Annotated in this window: 22 protein-coding genes and 2 pseudogenes; 7 read left to right on the top strand and 17 right to left on the bottom strand. The window is 29.9% G+C overall.

Translation table 11 applies throughout. From position 1 onward, the window contains the following. Window positions 1-10 precede the first annotated feature (10 nt). The gene (locus QW060_RS27450; RefSeq protein WP_290365646.1) at window positions 11-856 is read left to right on the top strand and encodes a DUF3800 domain-containing protein; all 846 of its coding nucleotides are present in this window, start codon (window positions 11-13) and stop codon (window positions 854-856) included. Window positions 857-1072: 216 nt separating this feature from the next. Here QW060_RS27450 and QW060_RS27445 read toward each other — a convergent pair whose 3' ends face one another. The 4 genes from QW060_RS27445 to QW060_RS27430 all read right to left on the bottom strand — a co-directional run bounded on the left by QW060_RS27445 (window position 1073) and on the right by QW060_RS27430 (window position 4127). Next, on the bottom strand, window positions 1073-1858 hold the full coding sequence (locus tag QW060_RS27445; protein ID WP_290365645.1) for a type IV secretory system conjugative DNA transfer family protein: 786 nt from the start codon (window positions 1856-1858) through the stop codon (window positions 1073-1075). A gap of 148 nt (window positions 1859-2006) precedes the next feature. Next, on the bottom strand, window positions 2007-2180 hold the full coding sequence (locus QW060_RS27440) for a hypothetical protein (RefSeq protein ID WP_290365644.1): 174 nt from the start codon (window positions 2178-2180) through the stop codon (window positions 2007-2009). 502 nt (window positions 2181-2682) lie between these two features. Further along, window positions 2683-3840 carry a MobB family relaxase gene (mobB, locus tag QW060_RS27435; RefSeq protein ID WP_290365304.1) on the bottom strand — a complete coding sequence of 386 codons (1158 nt, stop codon included), beginning with the start codon at window positions 3838-3840 and terminating at the stop codon, window positions 2683-2685. Next, window positions 3840-4127: a hypothetical protein gene (locus QW060_RS27430; RefSeq protein WP_290365303.1), complete on the bottom strand. Its 288-nt coding sequence runs from the start codon at window positions 4125-4127 to the stop codon at window positions 3840-3842. Before QW060_RS27430 ends, mobB begins: the two co-directional genes overlap by 1 nt. A gap of 607 nt (window positions 4128-4734) precedes the next feature. Here QW060_RS27430 and QW060_RS27425 point away from each other — a divergent pair. After that, the gene (locus QW060_RS27425; protein WP_290365208.1) at window positions 4735-4887 is read left to right on the top strand and encodes a hypothetical protein; all 153 of its coding nucleotides are present in this window, start codon (window positions 4735-4737) and stop codon (window positions 4885-4887) included. A gap of 102 nt (window positions 4888-4989) precedes the next feature. On the opposite strand, the gene QW060_RS27420 is transcribed toward QW060_RS27425, so the two are convergent. The 10 genes from QW060_RS27420 to QW060_RS27375 all read right to left on the bottom strand — a co-directional run bounded on the left by QW060_RS27420 (window position 4990) and on the right by QW060_RS27375 (window position 14976). Continuing rightward, a complete protein-coding gene (locus QW060_RS27420; RefSeq protein WP_290365302.1) occupies window positions 4990-8097 on the bottom strand; it encodes a type I restriction endonuclease subunit R in 3108 nt (1035 codons plus the stop codon). Further along, window positions 8090-9280 carry an AAA family ATPase gene (locus QW060_RS27415; RefSeq protein ID WP_290365301.1) on the bottom strand — a complete coding sequence of 397 codons (1191 nt, stop codon included), beginning with the start codon at window positions 9278-9280 and terminating at the stop codon, window positions 8090-8092. The genes QW060_RS27420 and QW060_RS27415 overlap by 8 nt, the downstream gene beginning before the upstream one ends. A gap of 20 nt (window positions 9281-9300) precedes the next feature. Then, window positions 9301-10491, bottom strand: coding sequence for a restriction endonuclease subunit S (locus QW060_RS27410; protein WP_290365300.1), 1191 nt, complete (start codon window positions 10489-10491; stop codon window positions 9301-9303). Continuing rightward, a complete protein-coding gene (locus QW060_RS27405) occupies window positions 10488-12035 on the bottom strand; it encodes a type I restriction-modification system subunit M (RefSeq protein ID WP_290365299.1) in 1548 nt (515 codons plus the stop codon). Before QW060_RS27405 ends, QW060_RS27410 begins: the two co-directional genes overlap by 4 nt. A 71-nt stretch (window positions 12036-12106) precedes the next feature. After that, window positions 12107-12505 carry a hypothetical protein gene (locus QW060_RS27400; RefSeq protein ID WP_290365298.1) on the bottom strand — a complete coding sequence of 133 codons (399 nt, stop codon included), beginning with the start codon at window positions 12503-12505 and terminating at the stop codon, window positions 12107-12109. A gap of 198 nt (window positions 12506-12703) precedes the next feature. Next, on the bottom strand, window positions 12704-13270 hold the full coding sequence (locus tag QW060_RS27395; RefSeq protein WP_290365297.1) for a recombinase family protein: 567 nt from the start codon (window positions 13268-13270) through the stop codon (window positions 12704-12706). Between the two features lie 125 nt (window positions 13271-13395). Beyond that, window positions 13396-13584: a hypothetical protein gene (locus QW060_RS27390; protein WP_290365643.1), complete on the bottom strand. Its 189-nt coding sequence runs from the start codon at window positions 13582-13584 to the stop codon at window positions 13396-13398. Window positions 13585-13733: 149 nt separating this feature from the next. Further along, window positions 13734-13958, bottom strand: a complete 225-nt coding sequence (locus QW060_RS27385) for a hypothetical protein (protein WP_290365642.1) — start codon at window positions 13956-13958, stop codon at window positions 13734-13736. Beyond that, window positions 13948-14403, bottom strand: coding sequence for a helix-turn-helix domain-containing protein (locus tag QW060_RS27380; protein ID WP_090410424.1), 456 nt, complete (start codon window positions 14401-14403; stop codon window positions 13948-13950). The genes QW060_RS27385 and QW060_RS27380 overlap by 11 nt, the downstream gene beginning before the upstream one ends. Before the next feature lie 117 nt (window positions 14404-14520). Next, window positions 14521-14976 (bottom strand): hypothetical protein, encoded by a 456-nt coding sequence (locus QW060_RS27375; RefSeq protein ID WP_290365295.1) that lies wholly within the window; start codon window positions 14974-14976, stop codon window positions 14521-14523. Window positions 14977-15021: 45 nt separating this feature from the next. Here QW060_RS27375 and QW060_RS28380 point away from each other — a divergent pair, with 45 nt between their 5' ends. The 3 genes from QW060_RS28380 (at window position 15022) to QW060_RS28370 (ending at window position 16275) form a co-directional block, all read left to right on the top strand. Further along, window positions 15022-15537 (top strand): Y-family DNA polymerase, encoded by a 516-nt coding sequence (locus tag QW060_RS28380; RefSeq protein WP_317623283.1) that lies wholly within the window; start codon window positions 15022-15024, stop codon window positions 15535-15537. Window positions 15538-15541: 4 nt separating this feature from the next. Continuing rightward, window positions 15542-16003, top strand: a complete 462-nt coding sequence (locus QW060_RS28375; RefSeq protein ID WP_317623282.1) for a DinB/UmuC family translesion DNA polymerase — start codon at window positions 15542-15544, stop codon at window positions 16001-16003. Window positions 16004-16125: 122 nt separating this feature from the next. Beyond that, the gene (locus tag QW060_RS28370; protein WP_317623281.1) at window positions 16126-16275 is read left to right on the top strand and encodes a DUF4113 domain-containing protein; all 150 of its coding nucleotides are present in this window, start codon (window positions 16126-16128) and stop codon (window positions 16273-16275) included. Between the two features lie 18 nt (window positions 16276-16293). Here the strand turns inward: QW060_RS28370 and QW060_RS27365 are convergent, their stop codons facing one another. After that, entirely contained in the window at window positions 16294-16419 is a 126-nt protein-coding gene (locus QW060_RS27365) for a hypothetical protein (protein ID WP_290365641.1), read from the bottom strand. Between QW060_RS27365 and QW060_RS27360 the strand changes: the two genes are divergently transcribed. Further along, the gene (locus tag QW060_RS27360) at window positions 16418-16735 is read left to right on the top strand and encodes a LexA family protein (protein ID WP_290365660.1); all 318 of its coding nucleotides are present in this window, start codon (window positions 16418-16420) and stop codon (window positions 16733-16735) included. The two genes, QW060_RS27365 and QW060_RS27360, sit on opposite strands and share 2 nt — an antisense overlap. A gap of 7 nt (window positions 16736-16742) precedes the next feature. Here the strand turns inward: QW060_RS27360 and QW060_RS27355 are convergent, their stop codons facing one another. Further along, entirely contained in the window at window positions 16743-17078 is a 336-nt protein-coding gene (locus tag QW060_RS27355) for a hypothetical protein (RefSeq protein WP_290365640.1), read from the bottom strand. Between the two features lie 102 nt (window positions 17079-17180). Between QW060_RS27355 and QW060_RS27350 the strand changes: the two are divergent. Beyond that, a pseudogene (locus tag QW060_RS27350) lies at window positions 17181-18055 on the top strand (IS982 family transposase). A gap of 526 nt (window positions 18056-18581) precedes the next feature. Here the strand turns inward: QW060_RS27350 and QW060_RS27345 are convergent. Next, window positions 18582-18925, bottom strand: a pseudogene (locus tag QW060_RS27345) (adenosylmethionine--8-amino-7-oxononanoate transaminase); the annotation flags it as partial.

Raw genomic sequence — 18925 nt, 5'->3', positions numbered from 1 at the left:
TCCTCAAACTATGTGTACATATTTTGCTTTTAGCGATGAATGTGGATTATATAATCCTAAAAAACCAAATTTAAAAGTTCATCCTTATTACATTCGTTCAACAATATTAATCAAATCTTCAGAGTGGAAAATACTTAAAGAAAAGTTTTTTGCACTTAAGAAAGAATATGATTTGCCAATAAATAAAGAAATTAAATGGGCTTATTTGTGGAGTTTAAGAATTCATCAAAAAAATAAAACACCAATTAAAGACAATAAAGATTTTAAATTTCTAGAAAATTATGATTATCATAAATTAATTGAATTTGTAGAAAAAACTTTATGTTTATTGAACGATATAGAATATAAGAAAATCGTCCTAACTGTAACAAAAAACAAGAACAATTCACAGTATTCTGAACCCAAAATGCTTAAAATGCATTTACAAGAACATATGCAAAGAATTGAAATGGAAATTCAAGATTCAGAAGAAAATTTAGCTGTTTTATTTTTTGATCCCGTAAGTGAAAACACAGACAAATTATTAAGAGATGTATATTTCGAACTTATAAATGAAGGCGATTTTATAGAAAAATATAGTCATATTAAAGATAGCTTAAATATTGAACATTCACATCAAAGTGTTGGTATTCAAATAGCCGATTATATTTCAGGTACATTCTCAGCAATGCTAAGAGGAATCACATCAAATAATTATGAACTTGGACAAAAGATGTTTTTTGAATATGTGTATCCAAATTTAAGAAGATATAATGGTAAAATAATGGGCGCAGGAATACGTGAAGTTCAATCCGATTCTCAATTTAGAAATTATCTGAAAACAGAATTCGAAAAAATCAGTAAAAAATATTTATAAAATACTGCAGGTAATAACTAAGCTTTCGTCTTGCCCGGAGGGCACGAGATGAAAGCCCGTTGAACGGAACCGCAGAAAGCTTAATACTTAATATGGAGTTTTCTAAATGCAGTTGTTAAATATACAAGCAGTAATTTTACTATTACTGCTTTTTATTGAAGAGCATTTTGTTTTAGATTAATTTTGTATTACAACCAATTTTTTAAAATAAATTCTTCACATCATCAAATATTTTTGAAAATGTAATTCCAAATCTTCTTTAGAAACCGTTCTTACAAGATTCAAATGAGGTTTATTTATATCTGCTTTTTTGAATTTTATTACTTGAGATTTCCCACCGCTAATAAATGCAAATTGTCCTACTTTAAATTGGGTAAATTCAAAAGCCCGGACTTTAGAAACTTCACGTTGAGAAATGGTTCTCGAATTTGTAGACCCAAATAAATCTGAAGCACCTTTTAAGTTTTTAGAAACTTGTTTTTCTTTTACCAATTCAAAATATTGTTCGTTGAATTTAGCCGTATCGGGATCATTAGATTTACCTAGGATTTGAGTTCCCAGGTTGGAAGTAATTTCACGGAAATCATCACGGCCGTACTGTACATATCCTTGCGAAATGTCTTGTATGGCGTAAACTGTACTTACACCAAAACTTCTCATGGTAGCAGGTATTTTTGCCATATTTAAAAGCTTAACCGTAGGTGCTTCGTCTAATAACACAAAACTTTGTTTCCTATTGCGTTGCATCATTTGTGAAGTTGTTGTTTGTAATATAGCTGCTAATAGTGGCGTTAATGCAGAAGCATTTTTGGGTTCATTAATAACCGACAGTACAATATTAATTTTTGGATCGTTAACATTCAAATCTATTTCGTTTCCTGATAAAATGTAAAAGGCTTCAAGATTTACTATCTTACGTAATAAAGAAGCTAGCGAAGCTAATACAGCGGCTGTTTGTCTAGTAGATTGAATACCCATTAAAAAAGCGGAAGCTTGACTCATAACTCGTGAGTCGGTTTTTAACCAATCTACCAAAGGTTTAAATGGCTGTGCATTTTCTTCCTCATCTGCATTCAGCAATTCTTCCAAGCTTAAAAAAAATGCGACTGCATGGGCAAGGTACAATATTCAGGATGATAAGTTCGTAATTTTAAAATAATTGCTGCGAACAAACCTGCCCGGCTGAATAAAAGAAATCTTCCTTTTCATCTTTTCCTTTTAGATTTAATAAAATTGATTTTGATATGTTTTCTATATCTATTTCGTTTTCTATATACTGTGGAGCAATTGGATTGATACGATAGGAATAATTAACATTATGCAATGAAATGGCTTTTAAACGATCCCCAAATAGTCCAAAAGCTATTTCAGATAATTCCCCATTTTTATAATCATAGATAACACCAGTAAATTGATGTTCTGCAAAATGTTTCATTAAATAATAAATAGGACTTTCCGTTTTCCTGATCCCGCTCCAGCAACTATAAATACACCTGTATTTACATTGGGGATATAAATATTACTTTTATTGGCCGGAAAATAAACTTGTTTTGGATCGGCTTCCTTTGGCTTCGATTTAAAAAGGATGTCAATAATCCAATTAAAAATGGTGGTAAAACCAAGAGAGAAATAAACAAATAATTCTTTTTAAAAAAATATAGATAAAGGCTAATGATACCTAAAGTTATTAGAAAACCTATTAGTTTGTATAAAAATCCTTTTCGGAAAAATAAAATAAATCCTATTATTGAAATGACAATCATTATCAATACAATCAATTTATTTTCGGTAGTTAAATTAGAGAAATATTCCATAGCAATAGTAATTTACATTCCGTAACCTTTTTCAATAGTTTTAGCAACAGTCTTGGCAACTTTAAGTGTTAATTGTACTGGGTTGGTTGGTATTTTTAAATGAGTAGGAATATTTATTCCTAATGTCTGTGACAATTGCATTTTAATAAGATTTGAAGGATTTGAAATAGTTATTCCGGCATAATTACTCAGTTCTTTTTTAACACTGTTTGCAATCCCCTGTTTAGTTAATTCACGAATTCCTTTTGTTCTTGCCTTTTTTTTATGTGCTTCATAAGATTTCGAATAATCTCTTCTGTAATTAAAATATTGATCAAAACTTTTTTCAGCGTTTTCAAAGAATACATCCCGATTAAAACCAATTGTTTTATTTACTTGATTATTCAATTTAGAATTTTGAGAACGGTATTGAGTCATTGGAGAAAGACTTATTTTATTTCTTGAATCATTGGTATTATCATGACGAGAAACAACAATATGCACATGATAGTTAAATCCACCTTTAGGAGATCCTTCTTTAATAACATCACCAGTAAAATAATCTTTTTGTAAAGATTCTTGAAGTTTTTTTATTTCGTTTTTATCAGACGAACTATTTATTTTATCTAATATTTTTTTATTTTCGATGACATTTTTATCTCGAAAATTATACGTGCGCCTCGTCTCAACTCTACCATAATACATCAGATCATTTTCAGATAATTTTTTTCCATTAATTTCTCGATTGAAATTATTTGCATACTCTTTCATCACTTCCCGGCTGTAATTCATAAGAAGATCACGCATCATCACATCACGAGCTGCAATTAAATCTTTTTCTGATAATTTAAGTTTTTCATTAATAATTTTTTCTTCTAAAAATTGATCAACTCTTTTTATAAGATGTTTCTGTTCTAAGTAAGAAGGAGAAATATTTATCATATAAAAATTAGATTCTTTAACACCTCTTTTACCTCTATTTTCATCAATATTTTGGATAACATCTTCTTTAGAAAGGTTAATATTTTCTTGATTAAAAAAACCAATAGACTCATTATTTTCCTCTTTAAAAAATGAATCTTCTTCAACAAAGCCACGCTCTTCCTTTTCTAAATATTCAAAAATATTCGCACAAGAAGAAGCGGAAGAATTATTCACGTTTGCTTTATGTGGGGTAAAATTGATGTACATTATTTATTGATTAATTGTTTTAGTTCATTTAATCTTTCAGGTGCTATAGTTGCTTCAACTTTTGAACCCATTAAACCAGATTTAGTTGTTAAAGAATTTAAAAGTTCGTTTACTAGTGGACGTAAATTATTCAATTCATTAAAATATAAATCTCTGCTTTTTTTAACCTGCGCTAATTCAATTTTATATTTTTCCAGATCCTGTTCCGCAGGAGAATTAACTTCCAAATCTTTCTTTACTTCAGTGATTACTTCGGCTTTAAAATTGACATCACTGTTATGATACATATCATAAACTTGATTACGAATTGGGATGACAGATTCCTTCTCAATATTTCGAATTATTCTGATTACATCTTCAATTCTTTTCAAACTTTTTTCGTTTGATTTTTCAATTATATTGTGCCAATCATTCGCATAATTTCTATTCAAATCAAATTTATTTTCTACGATAAATGAAGTCATTTTTTCAACAACTTCCGCAAAAGTTTTGATGTTATAATCTTCTTTTAAACGATCAAGTTTAACTTTGTTGAAACATCAACACGAACCACATTAGACATATGTTACACTATTTAATACAGTTAATTTACTAAATTACAGTATTATAACAAAATCTTGTTACATTTTTGTTTACAAAATTATTTATAGTGTATGTTATTTTATTGATTATCAATACAATATGATTTACGGGGCAAAATTGCCCCGTATCCTCTCGCTAAACATACACTATATCTTTAATCATTCATTTTCGGATAAACAGACTTTCTTATAAAAATGGAATTTTCACTTTTTATATAAATAAAATTATTTGTAATTTTAGAATAATATTCAAACAACATTAAATTTTTAATTAGCTATGGAAGAAAAAAATGTAAAGAAATTATCTTTAAGATTGTACAAAATTCAAATGCAGTTAGAAGCATTAAATGACCAGAAACTTAATTCAATTATCAAAGAAATTGAATCCATTGACAAAGACCTTTTGAAAGAAAATAACTTAAAGTTTCCGACAAAGATGAAGCAAGAAATTTTGGAGTTTATGTAAAAAAAATGCTTTCCAATTGGAAAGCATTTTTATTTTAGTCTGAGTAAAAGTCCGAAAAAGAGAAAATTGTTTAATATTTTTTATTATTAATTTTTTTCTAAATTACAATCTCCCTCCCACTCCTTTAAACTTATCGATAAACGCACTTATCTTATGAAAAACGGTTTGCTTCTTTGTAAGATACTGAGGATTTAGAGGACTAATTTTTGGTAAAATTGTATTTAATTCAGTACCGTTTGAAGTTGCATATTCACGTTTTAATGAAGACTCAATATAACGTTTTGTTGCTTCTTCGTTTAAGTTTTCTTCTTCAATTAATTCTGTTGCTTCTTCCTTTTGTTTTACTTGTGCATATTTAAAGAACGCATCAATAACTGAAGCTTTATCTGGAATTGAATCTAAATCTGTTTCATTAATAAAATCAACCATTAAAGATTCTTTACCTCTATTACCAATACTTGCACGAATTACACGACTTACTTCTTCTACTAATTCAACTTTATCTTTTGTTTTTTTGTTGTGTTCGAAGATTAATTCTAAGATATAATCCAAATTAATTTCCTGCGATTTTAATAAATCAATTTCAAAAACTACGTCATCCCAATCTATTTCAGAATCTTCTGGTTGTTTTCCTTCCTTTTCCTTTCGTAACCAATCACGGATGTCATTATACGTTGATCTATAATCTTGAACTGTACGCTCAGGTAACAAAACGATGTCTTGCATTACTGCAATATCTTCATCAGAAACATGGTACATTTCTTTAAAGTCTTCTACTGCTTCTGAATCATTTATATCAATTGTTTGTAAAGCTTTTAAGCTTGTGAACTCATCATAATTTTGAAGTATATTCTCGACACGAAGATATTCACCAAACAACTTAGTAAACTCTTTTTTATCCTTTTCTTTTTCAATTTGATCAGGATTTGGAAATTTCTCGTTTAGTTCATTTACAACTTCTACAAAACCTCTTCTTGCTTCTCCTGTTGAATTATCTGTAAAACCTTCTAGATATTCCTTGTAACTTTTTTCTAATACAACATTCTTTGTATTGCTATTTCCAAATAAGGTAATTGCATCAACTGTTGCTTGCTCCAAATCACGGAAAGTAACAATATTCCCAAACGTTTTGGTTGCATCAAGGATACGATTCGTACGCGAAAAAGCTTGAATCAATCCGTGAAAACGTAAGTTTTTATCAACAAATAAAGTATTCATTGCCGGAGCATCAAATCCTGTTAGAAACATTCCAACTACAATCAAAAGATCGACTTCTTTATCTTTTACTCGATTAGATAAGTCACGGTAGTAATTTTGAAATGCATCACTATCAACACCATAACTTGTTTTAAACATTTTGTTGTAGTCCTTAATAGCTTTTGTAAGAAATTCTTTCGCCGTACTGTTTAATGCAGAAGGTTCAAAAGATTCATCTAAAATTTCTCCAATAGCTGTTTGTTCTTCATTAGCTGCAAATGAAAAAATGGTTGCTATTTTTAAAGGTCTATCACTGCCGATTTGCTGACGATTTAATTCTTCATAATAGCACTTTGCCGCATCTACACTACTAACGGCAAACATGGCGTTAAATCCTGAATTTCCCCCTTTAGTTCGATGCGTTTTTATGCGATAATTCTGTAAAATATATTTTGATATTTCGCTGATTCGACCAGGATGTAAAAATGCCTTTTTTGTATCTTCAGCATTCAATTTTTTTTCATCAACCTCCATTTCAACACCCTTGAATTGAGGTTTAACGTTGTGATAATCAACTTTAAACTTTAATACCTTTTCATCTCTGATGGCATCAGTAATTACATAAGAATGCAATTCTGTTCCGAAAACACTTGCTGTAGTTTCTGCACCCAATGCGTTTGTAGGAAAAATTGGTGTTCCTGTAAATCCAAACTGATAGAATTTTTTGAACTTTTTTTGTAAGTTTTTTTGCGCTTCTCCGAATTGAGAACGGTGCGCTTCATCGAAAATAAAAACTACTTGTTTATGATAAATATCTAAATCTGCATCCCCTTTCATTAAGTTGTTTAACTTCTGAATTGTGGTAACAATGATTTTATTATCACTTTTATCAATGTTTCGTTTTAAGCCAGCAGTACTATCTGATCCATTCACACTATCAGGAGAAAACTTTTGATATTCTTTCATGGTTTGAAAGTCTAAATCCTTTCGATCCACTACAAAAAACACTTTATCAATAAAATCTAATTGAGTGGCCAAACGTGCTGCTTTAAAACTAGTTAACGTTTTACCAGATCCTGTGGTGTGCCAAATGTATCCACCGCTTTCTAATGTAGACCATTTCTTTGTTTGATAAGCACTTTTTATCTTCCATAAAATACGTTCAGTTGCTGCAATCTGATAAGGTCGCATAACCAATAATGTATCTTTTACATCAAAAACAGTATAGGTTAGTAATACATTTAAAATGGTGTTTTTTTGAAAAAAAGTTGCAGTAAAATCCTTTAAATCCTTAATTAATGAATTGTCGGCTTTCGCCCAATTCATTGTGAAATCATAGCTATTTTTGTTGCGTGACACTGTATTGGCAAAATAACGAGTATCTGTACCATTAGAAATTACAAACAGTTGTAAATACTTAAATAACGAATTTGTAGAATTAAAACTCTCTTTAGAATAACGATGTACCTGGTTAAACGCCTCACGAATAGCAACACCACGCTTTTTAAGTTCTACTTGTACCATAGGTATTCCGTTGACTAAAATGGTAACGTCATAACGATTGGCATGTGTACCTGTTTGCTCTACTTGAGATATAACTTGAACCTTGTTACGAGTAACTGATTTTTTATCTACTAAATAAATATTTTGTATACGCCCATCATCAAACACAAAATCGTAAATGTGATTATCGTGTAATTTTCGGGATTTATCGATTAGACTATCGCTTGGTTTATCCAAATACTCTACTAGGAAACGATTCCATTCGTTGTCTGAGAACACGACATTATTCAGTGCCTGCAATTCGGTGCGAACATTCGCCAGCATAGCTTCATTTGATTTTAAATGCGTTGGATTCTCATAACCAAGATTTATTAAATCTTGTATAAATTCTTTTTCAAGAGCTGTTTCTGATTGATACGCCACTGGCGCTTCATTCAGCTCATAGAACTTAGTATATTTATCTAAAACAATATAATTGTTAGTTTCTGCAATGGTGTTGAAATTAGGCATCTTGTAACTGTTGTGTTTGTGGTTGTGCTTCTACTTCAAGAAGTTCATTATATTGTAATTTAAAGTTATGTTTTGTTAATAATGATTTAAAAACTTTTATAAACATATCTTTTTCTATTTCTTGAATTACTCCCATTTCATCACCTGAATGTTTACTATGACTATATAAATTAATCAAGCGAACAGCTATGGGTACATCATTCGTATTAACATACATAGGTATTAAATCTTCCCAATGATTAAAGCCTAAATAAGTAGAGGTTTTTTCTAAAACGTTTCTAAGTAAGTTAAAGTGATACTTGTGTATATTTCTGGTAATAGCCGCTGCATTTAACTCATCTAACAAGAATATATGATAAGAAAAAGGAGAATCGTTTGAGTCATTTAAAAGATATGTCCCATCATTTAGTTTTTGTAGTCTATATCTACCAGTATTTTTCTCACGATTCAATTCATTATACAAAACATTATAAAATAATGGATTATGCGTAGAAACAATGAATTTTACATTTGTCAGCTTAGCTTTCTTAATTAAATTTGATAAATCAACTGCTAGGTCAATTAAATGATTATCATCTAATGAACTCACTGGATCATCGATAAAGATATATTCTAATTCATCGAATTTATCACTTGAACGATCTTCTCTTTCCTCATTTAAAAGATCAATTATGTGCGCAATTAAACTATAGAAAACACACCAAATAAAATTACTTTCCTCTCCCTTTGATATTTTTATGTTTGTATCGCTATTATCTCCACCGGCCAAATAATCAAAGGCAATTTCTGTAAAATCATCATTTATATTTGGGGTTATATATCTGTTAGTGTATTTCTGGAAATTAGTAATAATGTTGCCATGTTGATTCTCATCTTTTAAAAAAGATAATGCTAATTCTGTAAAATTGTTAGGATGTACTAATAATTTACGATTAGTATCTGCCTCCAAGTCATTAAACCAATAAAATAAATCTTCTGTGAATGCATTGTAATACATAAACTTTATTGGAGACTCTGGTGTTTTTTGATCCTTAGGATCTACTACCTCTTTAAATTCACGAGAAAGACGTGTTTTTCCCGTACCATTAAACGCATAAATTAATTGAGTTTTACGAAATTTCTTTCCTTCCTCTTTTGTTGCTCTTATTAATTTTTGTGCTATTTCGGTTAGTGTTTGACTCATAATAGTTAGTAGGCTATTAATTAATTTTTCAAAAAGTTTAGTAACGAGTTTCTATAATATTCGTACTGCTTGTTTCTGAGTTCTATTTCTTTTTCTAATTGCGCTACAATGTTTTTGGTGGCTTCATCGTATTGATCTAATAAACGAACAATGCGTTCTTGTTCTTCAATGGATGGAACAGGTATTAAAAAGTCATTTAATTGCTTTAAATTTAAATTAGGTTGTGCTGACCCTTTCGAGTTTGATTCTATATAACTTTTCATGAGACCCGATTTCAATAAATGAAAGATATACTTTATAACAATTGAATTATTTAATCTTATAATTGCTAATGCTTGATTAGTATTAGCGGGCAGTAATTCTCTCGGTACAATGGCACATTTCCCTATTGTTGCTCCCGCAATAGTAATTAAAATGTCGTTCTCCTGTAATATTGAGCGCTTTAATTCTTTTTGATGTGTATCTTCATCGATAAATGATAATTTTTTCCGAACTATTATAGAGCCATCAAAGGCCTCTGTTTTTATGAAAGATATTCCATTGTTTGTATATCTTTTAGGTGTTGTACCCTTTGTTATTAATTTTGATATACCCTCCAAAGTTTTCCATTCCACATCCTTACTTTCAAATCTAAACAACTGCTCACGGAAGAACTCAAATTGTTTTTTACGGGTTTGGCGTTCCGTTTCTAATTCATTTTTTAATTGGTTCGTTAAAGAAGTTAATTCATCTAAAATGCGAACAATTTCTTGTTGGATTTCAAGGGATTTTTCTGGATTATCAGGGCAAGGGATTGGGATTGGGATATTTAAAATCTTATCTTTTGAAATATTATATGGAACAGCAATTTTATTTGAAATCTCGTACAAAAAATTTTGTTTACTTATTAAAAAGTAGTACAAAAATCTTTTTAGTACTAATTCTTCGTTAATTGGAAATATAGTAAATGCTACATCGTTCGCCCAGAACTTTTCAGTTTGCCATTTTACAAATCCTGCGGTACCGTACTGAGCAATTGTTATTGAATTTTCTTCACGATTATATTCATTTACATATCCCATAAATCCTACCCCTCCAGAGACTACAGGATACTTGCCATTTTCGATTAAATCTTTTTTAGTAACACGAACACCTCTAATCATTGCTGCAACTTCATACAAAGGAATCCATTCTACATTTACTCCTTGTAACAACTCTTCTAATTTGCTCATCCTTCGATTTCTTTTACAAGGTTATCAATTGCGTTACGTAAATCTGTGATGTTTTTAGCCGTAGATTCTAATTCAGAATTTAATACGTTGATATCTATAACTTCGCGTGTATCTAAAGCTTCTACATACGTACTTACCGAAAGGTTATAATCGTTTTCTGCAATTTTTTCATTTTCAATGGTAATAGCAACGTGTTCTTTGAACTCTTTCGAATCAAACAAATCCATAATTTTATCAATATGGGTATCTTCTAACATATTGTTATTAGTTACCTTTTTGTAAAATTCCTCCCCACTGGCATCAATAAACTGCGTTTTGTACTCTGACTTGTGTTTAGATAAAACCAAAATATTTACGCCAATTGAAGTTCCAAAGAATAAATTCCCTGGTAAGCTGATAACTGTTTCAACGAAATTATTATCTACTAAATATTTTCTGATTTTTTGCTCTGCCCCACTACGGTAAAAAATACCAGGAAAACATACAATGGCTGCACGTCCTTTACTTGATAAATAATTCAACGCGTGTAATACAAAAGCAAAATCTGCTTTTGATTTAGGTGCTAAAACTCCAGCCGGTGCAAAACGATCGTCATTAATTAAAGTGGGATCATCAGATCCTACCCAATTAACTGAATACGGAGGATTAGAAACAATCGCATCGAATGGTTTATCGTCAATAAAATGTGGCTCCGTTAAAGTATCTCCTAATTGAATGTTGAATTTATCGTAATTAATGTTGTGCAAAAACATATTCATACGCGCCAAGTTATAAGTGGTATGATTGATTTCTTGACCAAAGAATCCTTCTTCAATAATGTGGTTATCGAAATGTTTTTTCGCCTGTAATAACAATGCACCAGATCCTGCCGCAGGATCATAAATTTTATTTACAGAAGTTTGCTTGTGCATTGCCAATTGCGCAATTAATTTGGAAACGTTTTGAGGAGTAAAAAACTCACCACCCGATTTTCCAGCATTAGCTGCATAGTTCGAGATTAGAAATTCATATGCATCTCCAAACAAATCAATTTGACTTTCTTCGAACTTTCCAAAGTTTAATTCTGAAACTCCATTTAAAATAGATACTAAACGCTTATTTTTTTCCTCAACCGTATTACCTAAGCGTGTACTTGTAGTATCGAAATCTGCAAATAAACCTTTGATGTCTTGTTCAGAATCATAACCATTTGCTGAGTTTTCTATATCTGTAAAAATTGCTTTTAGGTCTGTATTTAAATTATCGTTTTTACCTGCTTTCTCAACCACGTTAATAAACAATTGACTTGGATATATGAAGTATCCTTTTGTTCTAATAGCATCGTCTTTGATTTCCGGTGTAATAATGTCGTTTGCTAATTTTGGATAGTTTACACTTTCGTCACCACCCTCGATATAACTAGTAAAATTCTCACTTATGAAACGATAGAATAAAGTTCCTAACACAAAGTGTTTAAAGTCCCATCCGTCTACTGAGCCACGTACTTCGTTGGCGATTTTCCATATTTTTGCTTGTAGTTCTGCTCTTTGGGCTGTGGTTGTCATTATTTAGTTTTAGTATTTATTTGTTTTAAAGGTATAAAAAGAACATTTTGTTGTTGATTCAAATTATGGATTTATTGTAAATGCTTTCTTGAATTCAAATTATTATCTGACCATAATAGCCCAATAGGTATTTCTTTTATACTTTCTATATTTTCCGCTGTAATTGGGAAAGCATATTTATCTTGAAAAAATATAACTGTTAATGGAGAATAGTCTTCTAAATCATTAAGAACCATTAATTCTAAAATAATGGTATTTTGAGGAAAATTGTCATCGGCATTTTCACGTGGATCCATAACGTAAAATGAATCTCTATTGAAGATACTTTTAGCTTGTTCTTTAATTTCAGCCAAAATCTTATCATTTAATTCTTCACCGGGTGTACCTTCAATTAAAGTATAGTACGTTTTTTGTTGATAGATTTTAGAAATTTCAACTTCAATATTGTTGATTACAATTATGTTTTCCATAATAAAGTTATTTTTGTTAAAAATAGCAATTTAGCATGACATTATACGTCAATTACCCTTTTATGTAATTTTTATAGAAATCATTATATTACTCTACCATGATAGTGATAATCTACTTCGATGTCTAAAAAATAAAATTTTTTTATTTACAATAATACATTTGGTGGGATAATATAATTCATAGAAATATATATATATTTATATATTGCTTTTTTCTACTCTATAAAACGTTGTTTTACTTATTCCAGCTTGTTTACATGCCTTATCAATACTCATTTTTTTATTGTCGTAAAGATGCTTTGCATATTGGTATTTTTCAAGAGTTTCTTTAGAAATACCTTTAGGTCTACCTAAAGTTTCATTGCGTCTCCTTGCTCCTTCTAATCCATGTTTTGTTCTTTCGCTAATAAGATTACGTTCAAATTCTGCAACTGCACTAAAAATTTGAAGTAAAAATTTTCCATTTGCAGATTGGGTATCAAATTCTGGTTCTGTTATGGATTTAAAATGAATCTTCTTTTGATTGAAAGTTTCAATTAGATCCACCATATTTTTAAGTGACCGGAATATGCGATCATTCTTATAAACCAAAATTGTATCACCTGGTCGAGCAAATTCTAAAAGTTCTAATAAACCTTTTCGATCTTCTTTTACTCCACTCGCAATATCAGAAAATATCTTCTCACATTTACGTTGTTTTAGCAGTTCAATTTGATTTTCTAGATTCTGATCTTTTGTAGAAACTCTCGCATATCCTATAATCATAAAAAGTACTATAAAAGGTTATTTTACGAAACTAATAAAAATAACGATAAAAAGCACTAAAGGAAATAAAAAAAAGACTACTAAAAAGTAGTCCTAGAAAACGGTCGATTTTTGGTATAATTAAATTACAAAAGAGCATGTAAATAATCTGCTGTTTGATTTAATCCATTTTTTCTAAAGCTTTCTAATACTTGAAATTCATCCATTGCCGGGTTTTTGCGATTTAATACCAAATCTTTAAAAGCTTGAATGGCTATTTTTGGATTTAAATCTATAATATCCGTTAGAAAATCATCAGCGCAAACTGCCTTCAATCCAAAAGAGTCTAAATAATCATCCGGAAAATCCTTTAAATTATTCGTTACAATAATATTAGCATTTACTTTAATAGCAGCAGCTAATACATGTCTATCATCTTTATCAGGTAAATTTAAATTATCAATTAATCCTTCATAATTTAATACTAAAGCATCGGAAATGCCAAATTTGCTACGTTAATCCGCTTCTCTGCTTGTGAAGATTCAACTCCCTTTCGAATCATTACAGATTTCCATTCATCAAAAATGATTTTACTCCATTTTGGGGTATATAAATCATAATGAGCAAACCAAAATAATAAATCTCTAATAACGATAGGAAATATTACATTGGTATCAAGAACAGCTTTGTACCTTACACTATGAATCATATAAACCTATTTCGTCATCAAAGTTCATAATATCAATGATATGCTTTTTCTGTTTTTGCTTCATTTCGTTTTTATATTTGATTACATCTTCAAATAGAATACGACGATGTCTTCCAACCATTGTAAAATCAATTTCACCTTGCTCTAAAAGTTTAACTAAATGTGGTCGTGAACAACCCAATATTTCAGCTGCTTTTTGAGTAGTTACTTCCGTTGCAATAGGGACAATAGATATTGGATTTCCTTCACTCATTGACTTTAAAATTTCACTTAAAAGTTTTAAAGCCTTAAAAGGTATTTTAATTCTGTCGTTTGTTTCTTCGATTTCTATTTCAGTATCATCTTGCTTCAATTGTGATAAAATCGAAGAAAGTGCTGAATAAGATTCAATAGCCACTCGTTGTTCTTTCTTAGTGGGTCTTTTTATATAGTCTAATGCTTCCATACTTTAAATTATTTAAACAAATTTAAACGAAATAAACGAAACAAACAAAATAAACGAAAATAAATAATTTTAAACTTCGCCTATTAGTAAATAAATAACTTGCAGAAATTGGTCTTATCAATTAAATTTTCGGGAATAATCTAATATCAAATTAGTAAGATTTTCTTTTATAAAAAAGTACGAGTCCTCTTCTAAAAATCCTAATGGGGCATAATCAATATAACGTTGACGATAATTGTTATACATTTCAAAACTATGTAAAAAGTCTAACTCTGTTTTGCGATCATTTAAATAAGAATTTAAATCAAAATAACTGTCCCGAGTTGGGGAATATGAAAAAGCTAATAATTCTCCAATACCTTCAACAAACCAATTTAATAAATCATTAATTATAAATTGTTCAGGGATTTCAAAAGTATATCCATCCGTATCATAAAAAAGATAAAAATCTGTTTGAAAACGATTATTAAAATCTTCTAAATTTTTCGCTACAATCTCAATGTTAGATATATGCTCAGGTTCTAATGAATTTCCTAAATCTAACGCTAAACAAACGACGTTTCTTGGCATCATAATAATTTAACTTTAGCACGTTTACTAATTTAATAATTTTGTAGGATGTATGCTTTAGTCGATTGTAATAATTTTTACGCAAGCTGTGAAAGGGTGTTTAAACCTCAATTACGGCATAAGCCAATTGTTGTGTTAAGCAACAACGATGGCTGTGTTGTGGCGCGTTCTAACGAAGCAAAAGCACTCGGTATTCCAATGGGAGCACCCGCTTTTGAATACAGAAAGTTATTTCAGGATAATAGTGTAAATGTATTTTCATCAAACTACGCTCTGTATGGCGATATGAGTAACCGTGTAACTCGAATCCTTAGAAAATATACACCTGATTTAGAAGTTTATTCGATAGATGAAAGCTTTTTACAATTCAAGGGATTTGAAAATTATGATTTAGTATCGTATGCAAAAGCGATACGGAAAGAAGTGCTTAAAAACACTTTAATTCCAACGTGTATTGGAATTGCGCCCACAAAAGCATTAACTAAAGTGGCCAATAGGATAGCTAAAAAATATCCGCAATTAGAAGGTGTATATGCTATAGATTCCGAAGAAAAAACGGATTAAAGCTTTGCGATGGTTAGCTATTGAAGATGTATGGGGTATTGGTAGACAATTTGCTAAAAAATTAAAGGCAAAAGGAGTAAATAAAGCATTAGATTTTACAAATCTTCCTGATGAATATGTCCGAAAGGAACTTACTGTAGTTGGTTTACGACTAAAAAAGGAATTAGAAGGCATATCTGCTATGGAACTTGAAGATGTAAAAACAAAAAAGAATATTGCTACGACAAGATCTTTTGATAAAACGTATGAAGATAAAACCTATCTACAAGAGCGCATTGCTACTTTTGCAACCACCTGTGCTGAAAAATTACGCAACCAACATTCTACTTGTAGAATAGTTACTGTTTTTATTTTTACCAATAGATTTCAAACAGATAAACCACAATATTACCAATCAATCAATGTAACTATCCCCTTCCCTACTAATTCATCTATTGAGATTATTAATATGCAAAAATTGGATTAGATGCTATTTATAAAAAAGGGTATGCCTATAAAAAAGCGGGTGTTATAGTTGGTGGAATAACACCCGAAAGTGAAAAACAATTCAATTTATTCGAAGACGAGCACCCAAAGCATCGAAAACTGATGAATGTTATGGATCAAATGAATTTTAAATATGGAGTTAAAAAATTAAAAATTGGTTCTCAAGCATTAGATAAAACATGGAAAATGAGACAAGATTTATTAAGTCCTAACTATACAACAAATTGGAATGATATACTTACCATACAATGATAACATTTAAAAAGCACCTTATTTTGGAACTGAATTAGAAAACCTAACCATCCATGCAGAAGGAGAAAAAAAGTATGTACAAGTATGTGGTGGAGTTTGTGCTGGATTCCCATCTCCTGCAGAAGATTTTTTAAGTGATCGCATCAGTTTAGACGAACGTTATCTGTCTAAAGTAGAAAGTACATTTGTAAATCGTGTGAAAGGATTATCAATGTATCCAGAGTATTTAGAAAACGATATTATCATCATACGTTCCGACTATTACCCTACGGATGGAGATGATATAGTTGTGTCTATTAATAGTTCAGAATATACATTAAAACGATACGATAAAGCGAATAATCGCTTAGTGGCTTTGAATAGTGATTATGCAAAAAGTGTAACTATTGATGAAAGCGACGAAGTCGTGATACTTGGAGTAGTTGATGCTGTGATCAGAGATAAAAGAAAAAGAAAATAAATTTTATTCATTTGAACCAAAAAAGAAATCTAAAGCACCTTGTTTTTTCTTCTGGACTAAAAATCTCATCATTCACGTTATATTTTAGAACACAATTTATAATAAATTTCCTATCTTTCAATATTTCGCCTTTCATACTTTTATAATCTGATTGGTTTAAAATACCATTAAGATTAGTATTTGTTTTTAAATAAGTTATAAGTTTTGGAGATTGCAAAAACTCAATCATATCACTGCTGATATCCGTCCAATTATTTTTTAATTCTAGATCTAAATCAGTAATACTATTTAAATAGTTATAAATCTTATTTGCAGCTATTAATTGTTCCCCAGTTATCTCCATGAAGTGACTTTTTATATTTATATACCCGTAGTGCATTATAAAAAAAGTTGCTCAAAACACTAACAATTAGTATATTGTATTGACTTACAACCAGATACAGTTATGAGTAACTTAGAAGCAAGTTACAAATTAATTTTAATCGAATTACGTAAAATAGCAGAATTTGAAAATATGTATTTCAAGCCAATAAAGCCAAAGCTATCTGATATAGAATTGATTAGCTTAATGATTTTGGCGGAATTCAAATCGATTGATTCTGAACATCAACTTTTTAGAGACATAAAAGGTTTTGAAATTGCATCCAGAATTGAGCGAAGCGTTTATAACAGAAGAAAAAGAAAACTATATCCATTTATGGAAGAAATCAGAATGAAAATGGTTGAAAAATTTAATGAGTTTGAAACCTTTTTTGTAGTAGATAGTATGCCGTTGGAGGTTTGTAAAATTTCACGCTCATCACGTAGTAAAATTTGTAAAGAAACAGATTACGCTATTCCAAATAAAGGATTTTGAGCCTCTCAAAACTTACATTTTACGGGTATAAATTACATGCTGTTTGTTCAATTAATGGTGTTTTTCAGAGCTTTGATTTATCTCCTGCTTCGGTTCATGATATTCATTATTTACAAGATATTAAATTGCAACTATCCGATTGTGTGATACTTGCCGATAAGGGCTATCTTTCTAGCACTATACAGCTAGACTTATTTAATGAGGTAAATATACAATTGGAAACGCCAAAAAGAAAAAATCAGAAAGACTACAAACCACAATTTTATCAATTTAAAAAGTTTAGAAAACGTATAGAAACCTTGTTCTCACAATTGTGTGATCAGTTTATGATTAGACGTAATTATGCTAAATCTTTTAAAGGTTTTAAAACAAGGATTCTTTCCAAAATAACCACCTTAACCACTATACAATATTTAAACAGGTTCGTGTTTGGTAGAAACATCAATAATCTGAAAATTATTTAACTTAATAATGCACTACGGGTTAAAGTAATAAAGTTATAATTTGGATACTACCTGTAAACCTTTAGGAACTAAATAATAGACCTGAGTGTATGAAAACATTTTTAGTAACAAAATTTACAGAATGCTCTAATATTAATAAATGAATCAGACATAAAATCAATCCCTTTCTGAGTATTCAGGAGTTTTAAATGAACTTTCTCGAATAAATTTTGTTTTATATTTTAGTGGAGAAAAAAACTAAACTCTAAAAACAAAATTATTTCTAGAGTTTAAGTATGTTTAATCTTAAGACGAACTAAAGAATGTCTTATTATAAGTAATCCATTACTTCTAAAATATTCTTATAAACCAAATCTAATTCTTCAGATGTAATACAATAAGGTGGAACGAGATACATTACGTTTCCTAACGGACGCATATAATTCCCCTTTTCAGAAATTCATTATATGAAATTTTACCTATTTCATTAAAATAAGAAGTTTGTTTATCATTTTTAATTTCCAAGCTAAAATAGTTCCGATCAATCTTACATTTTCAATTTTGGATGTTGTTGTAATGTTTTGGAAAAATTTAAATGCTTCTCGTATATTAATTTAATATGAGTCAAAGTATCTTCTTTCAATAATAACTCCATACTTGCCAAAGCCGCGGTACAAGCTAACGGATTTGCAGTAAAAGAATGTCCATGAAATAAGGGTTTTGTTTTATCATCCGACAAAAAAAGCTTCGAAAATTTCATTGGAGGAAGTAGTAATCCCATAGGCATTGTTCCTCCAGTTAATCCTTTGAAAAACACATAATATCTGGTTTCTTCAGAAAGTTTTGGCAGCAAATAGATTTCCTGTTCTCCCAAATCCGGTAAAGACTTCA

It is taken from the genome of Paenimyroides ceti (assembly GCF_030409925.1).
The sequence above is the reverse complement of the archived record's forward strand: the minus strand, read 5'-3'. Positions and strand labels throughout refer to the sequence as shown.

Coding starts and splice junctions, on each gene's coding strand:
- QW060_RS28380 (WP_317623283.1), top strand. CDS start 15,022: ATGTATGCTTTAGTCGATTGTAATAATTTTTACGCAAGCTGTGAAAGG.
- mobB (WP_290365304.1), bottom strand. CDS start 3,840: ATGTACATCAATTTTACCCCACATAAAGCAAACGTGAATAATTCTTCC.
- QW060_RS27395 (WP_290365297.1), bottom strand. CDS start 13,270: ATGATTATAGGATATGCGAGAGTTTCTACAAAAGATCAGAATCTAGAA.
- QW060_RS27385 (WP_290365642.1), bottom strand. CDS start 13,958: ATGATTCATAGTGTAAGGTACAAAGCTGTTCTTGATACCAATGTAATA.
- QW060_RS27445 (WP_290365645.1), bottom strand. CDS start 1,858: ATGAGTCAAGCTTCCGCTTTTTTAATGGGTATTCAATCTACTAGACAA.
- QW060_RS27400 (WP_290365298.1), bottom strand. CDS start 12,505: ATGGAAAACATAATTGTAATCAACAATATTGAAGTTGAAATTTCTAAA.
- QW060_RS27365 (WP_290365641.1), bottom strand. CDS start 16,419: ATGCGATCACTTAAAAAATCTTCTGCAGGAGATGGGAATCCAGCACAA.
- QW060_RS27415 (WP_290365301.1), bottom strand. CDS start 9,280: ATGAGTCAAACACTAACCGAAATAGCACAAAAATTAATAAGAGCAACA.
- QW060_RS27405 (WP_290365299.1), bottom strand. CDS start 12,035: ATGACAACCACAGCCCAAAGAGCAGAACTACAAGCAAAAATATGGAAA.
- QW060_RS27450 (WP_290365646.1), top strand. CDS start 11: ATGTGTACATATTTTGCTTTTAGCGATGAATGTGGATTATATAATCCT.
- QW060_RS27380 (WP_090410424.1), bottom strand. CDS start 14,403: ATGGAAGCATTAGACTATATAAAAAGACCCACTAAGAAAGAACAACGA.
- QW060_RS27355 (WP_290365640.1), bottom strand. CDS start 17,078: ATGGAGATAACTGGGGAACAATTAATAGCTGCAAATAAGATTTATAAC.
- QW060_RS27410 (WP_290365300.1), bottom strand. CDS start 10,491: ATGAGCAAATTAGAAGAGTTGTTACAAGGAGTAAATGTAGAATGGATT.
- QW060_RS27420 (WP_290365302.1), bottom strand. CDS start 8,097: ATGCCTAATTTCAACACCATTGCAGAAACTAACAATTATATTGTTTTA.
- QW060_RS27375 (WP_290365295.1), bottom strand. CDS start 14,976: ATGATGCCAAGAAACGTCGTTTGTTTAGCGTTAGATTTAGGAAATTCA.
- QW060_RS28370 (WP_317623281.1), top strand. CDS start 16,126: ATGAATGTTATGGATCAAATGAATTTTAAATATGGAGTTAAAAAATTA.
- QW060_RS27430 (WP_290365303.1), bottom strand. CDS start 4,127: ATGTATCATAACAGTGATGTCAATTTTAAAGCCGAAGTAATCACTGAA.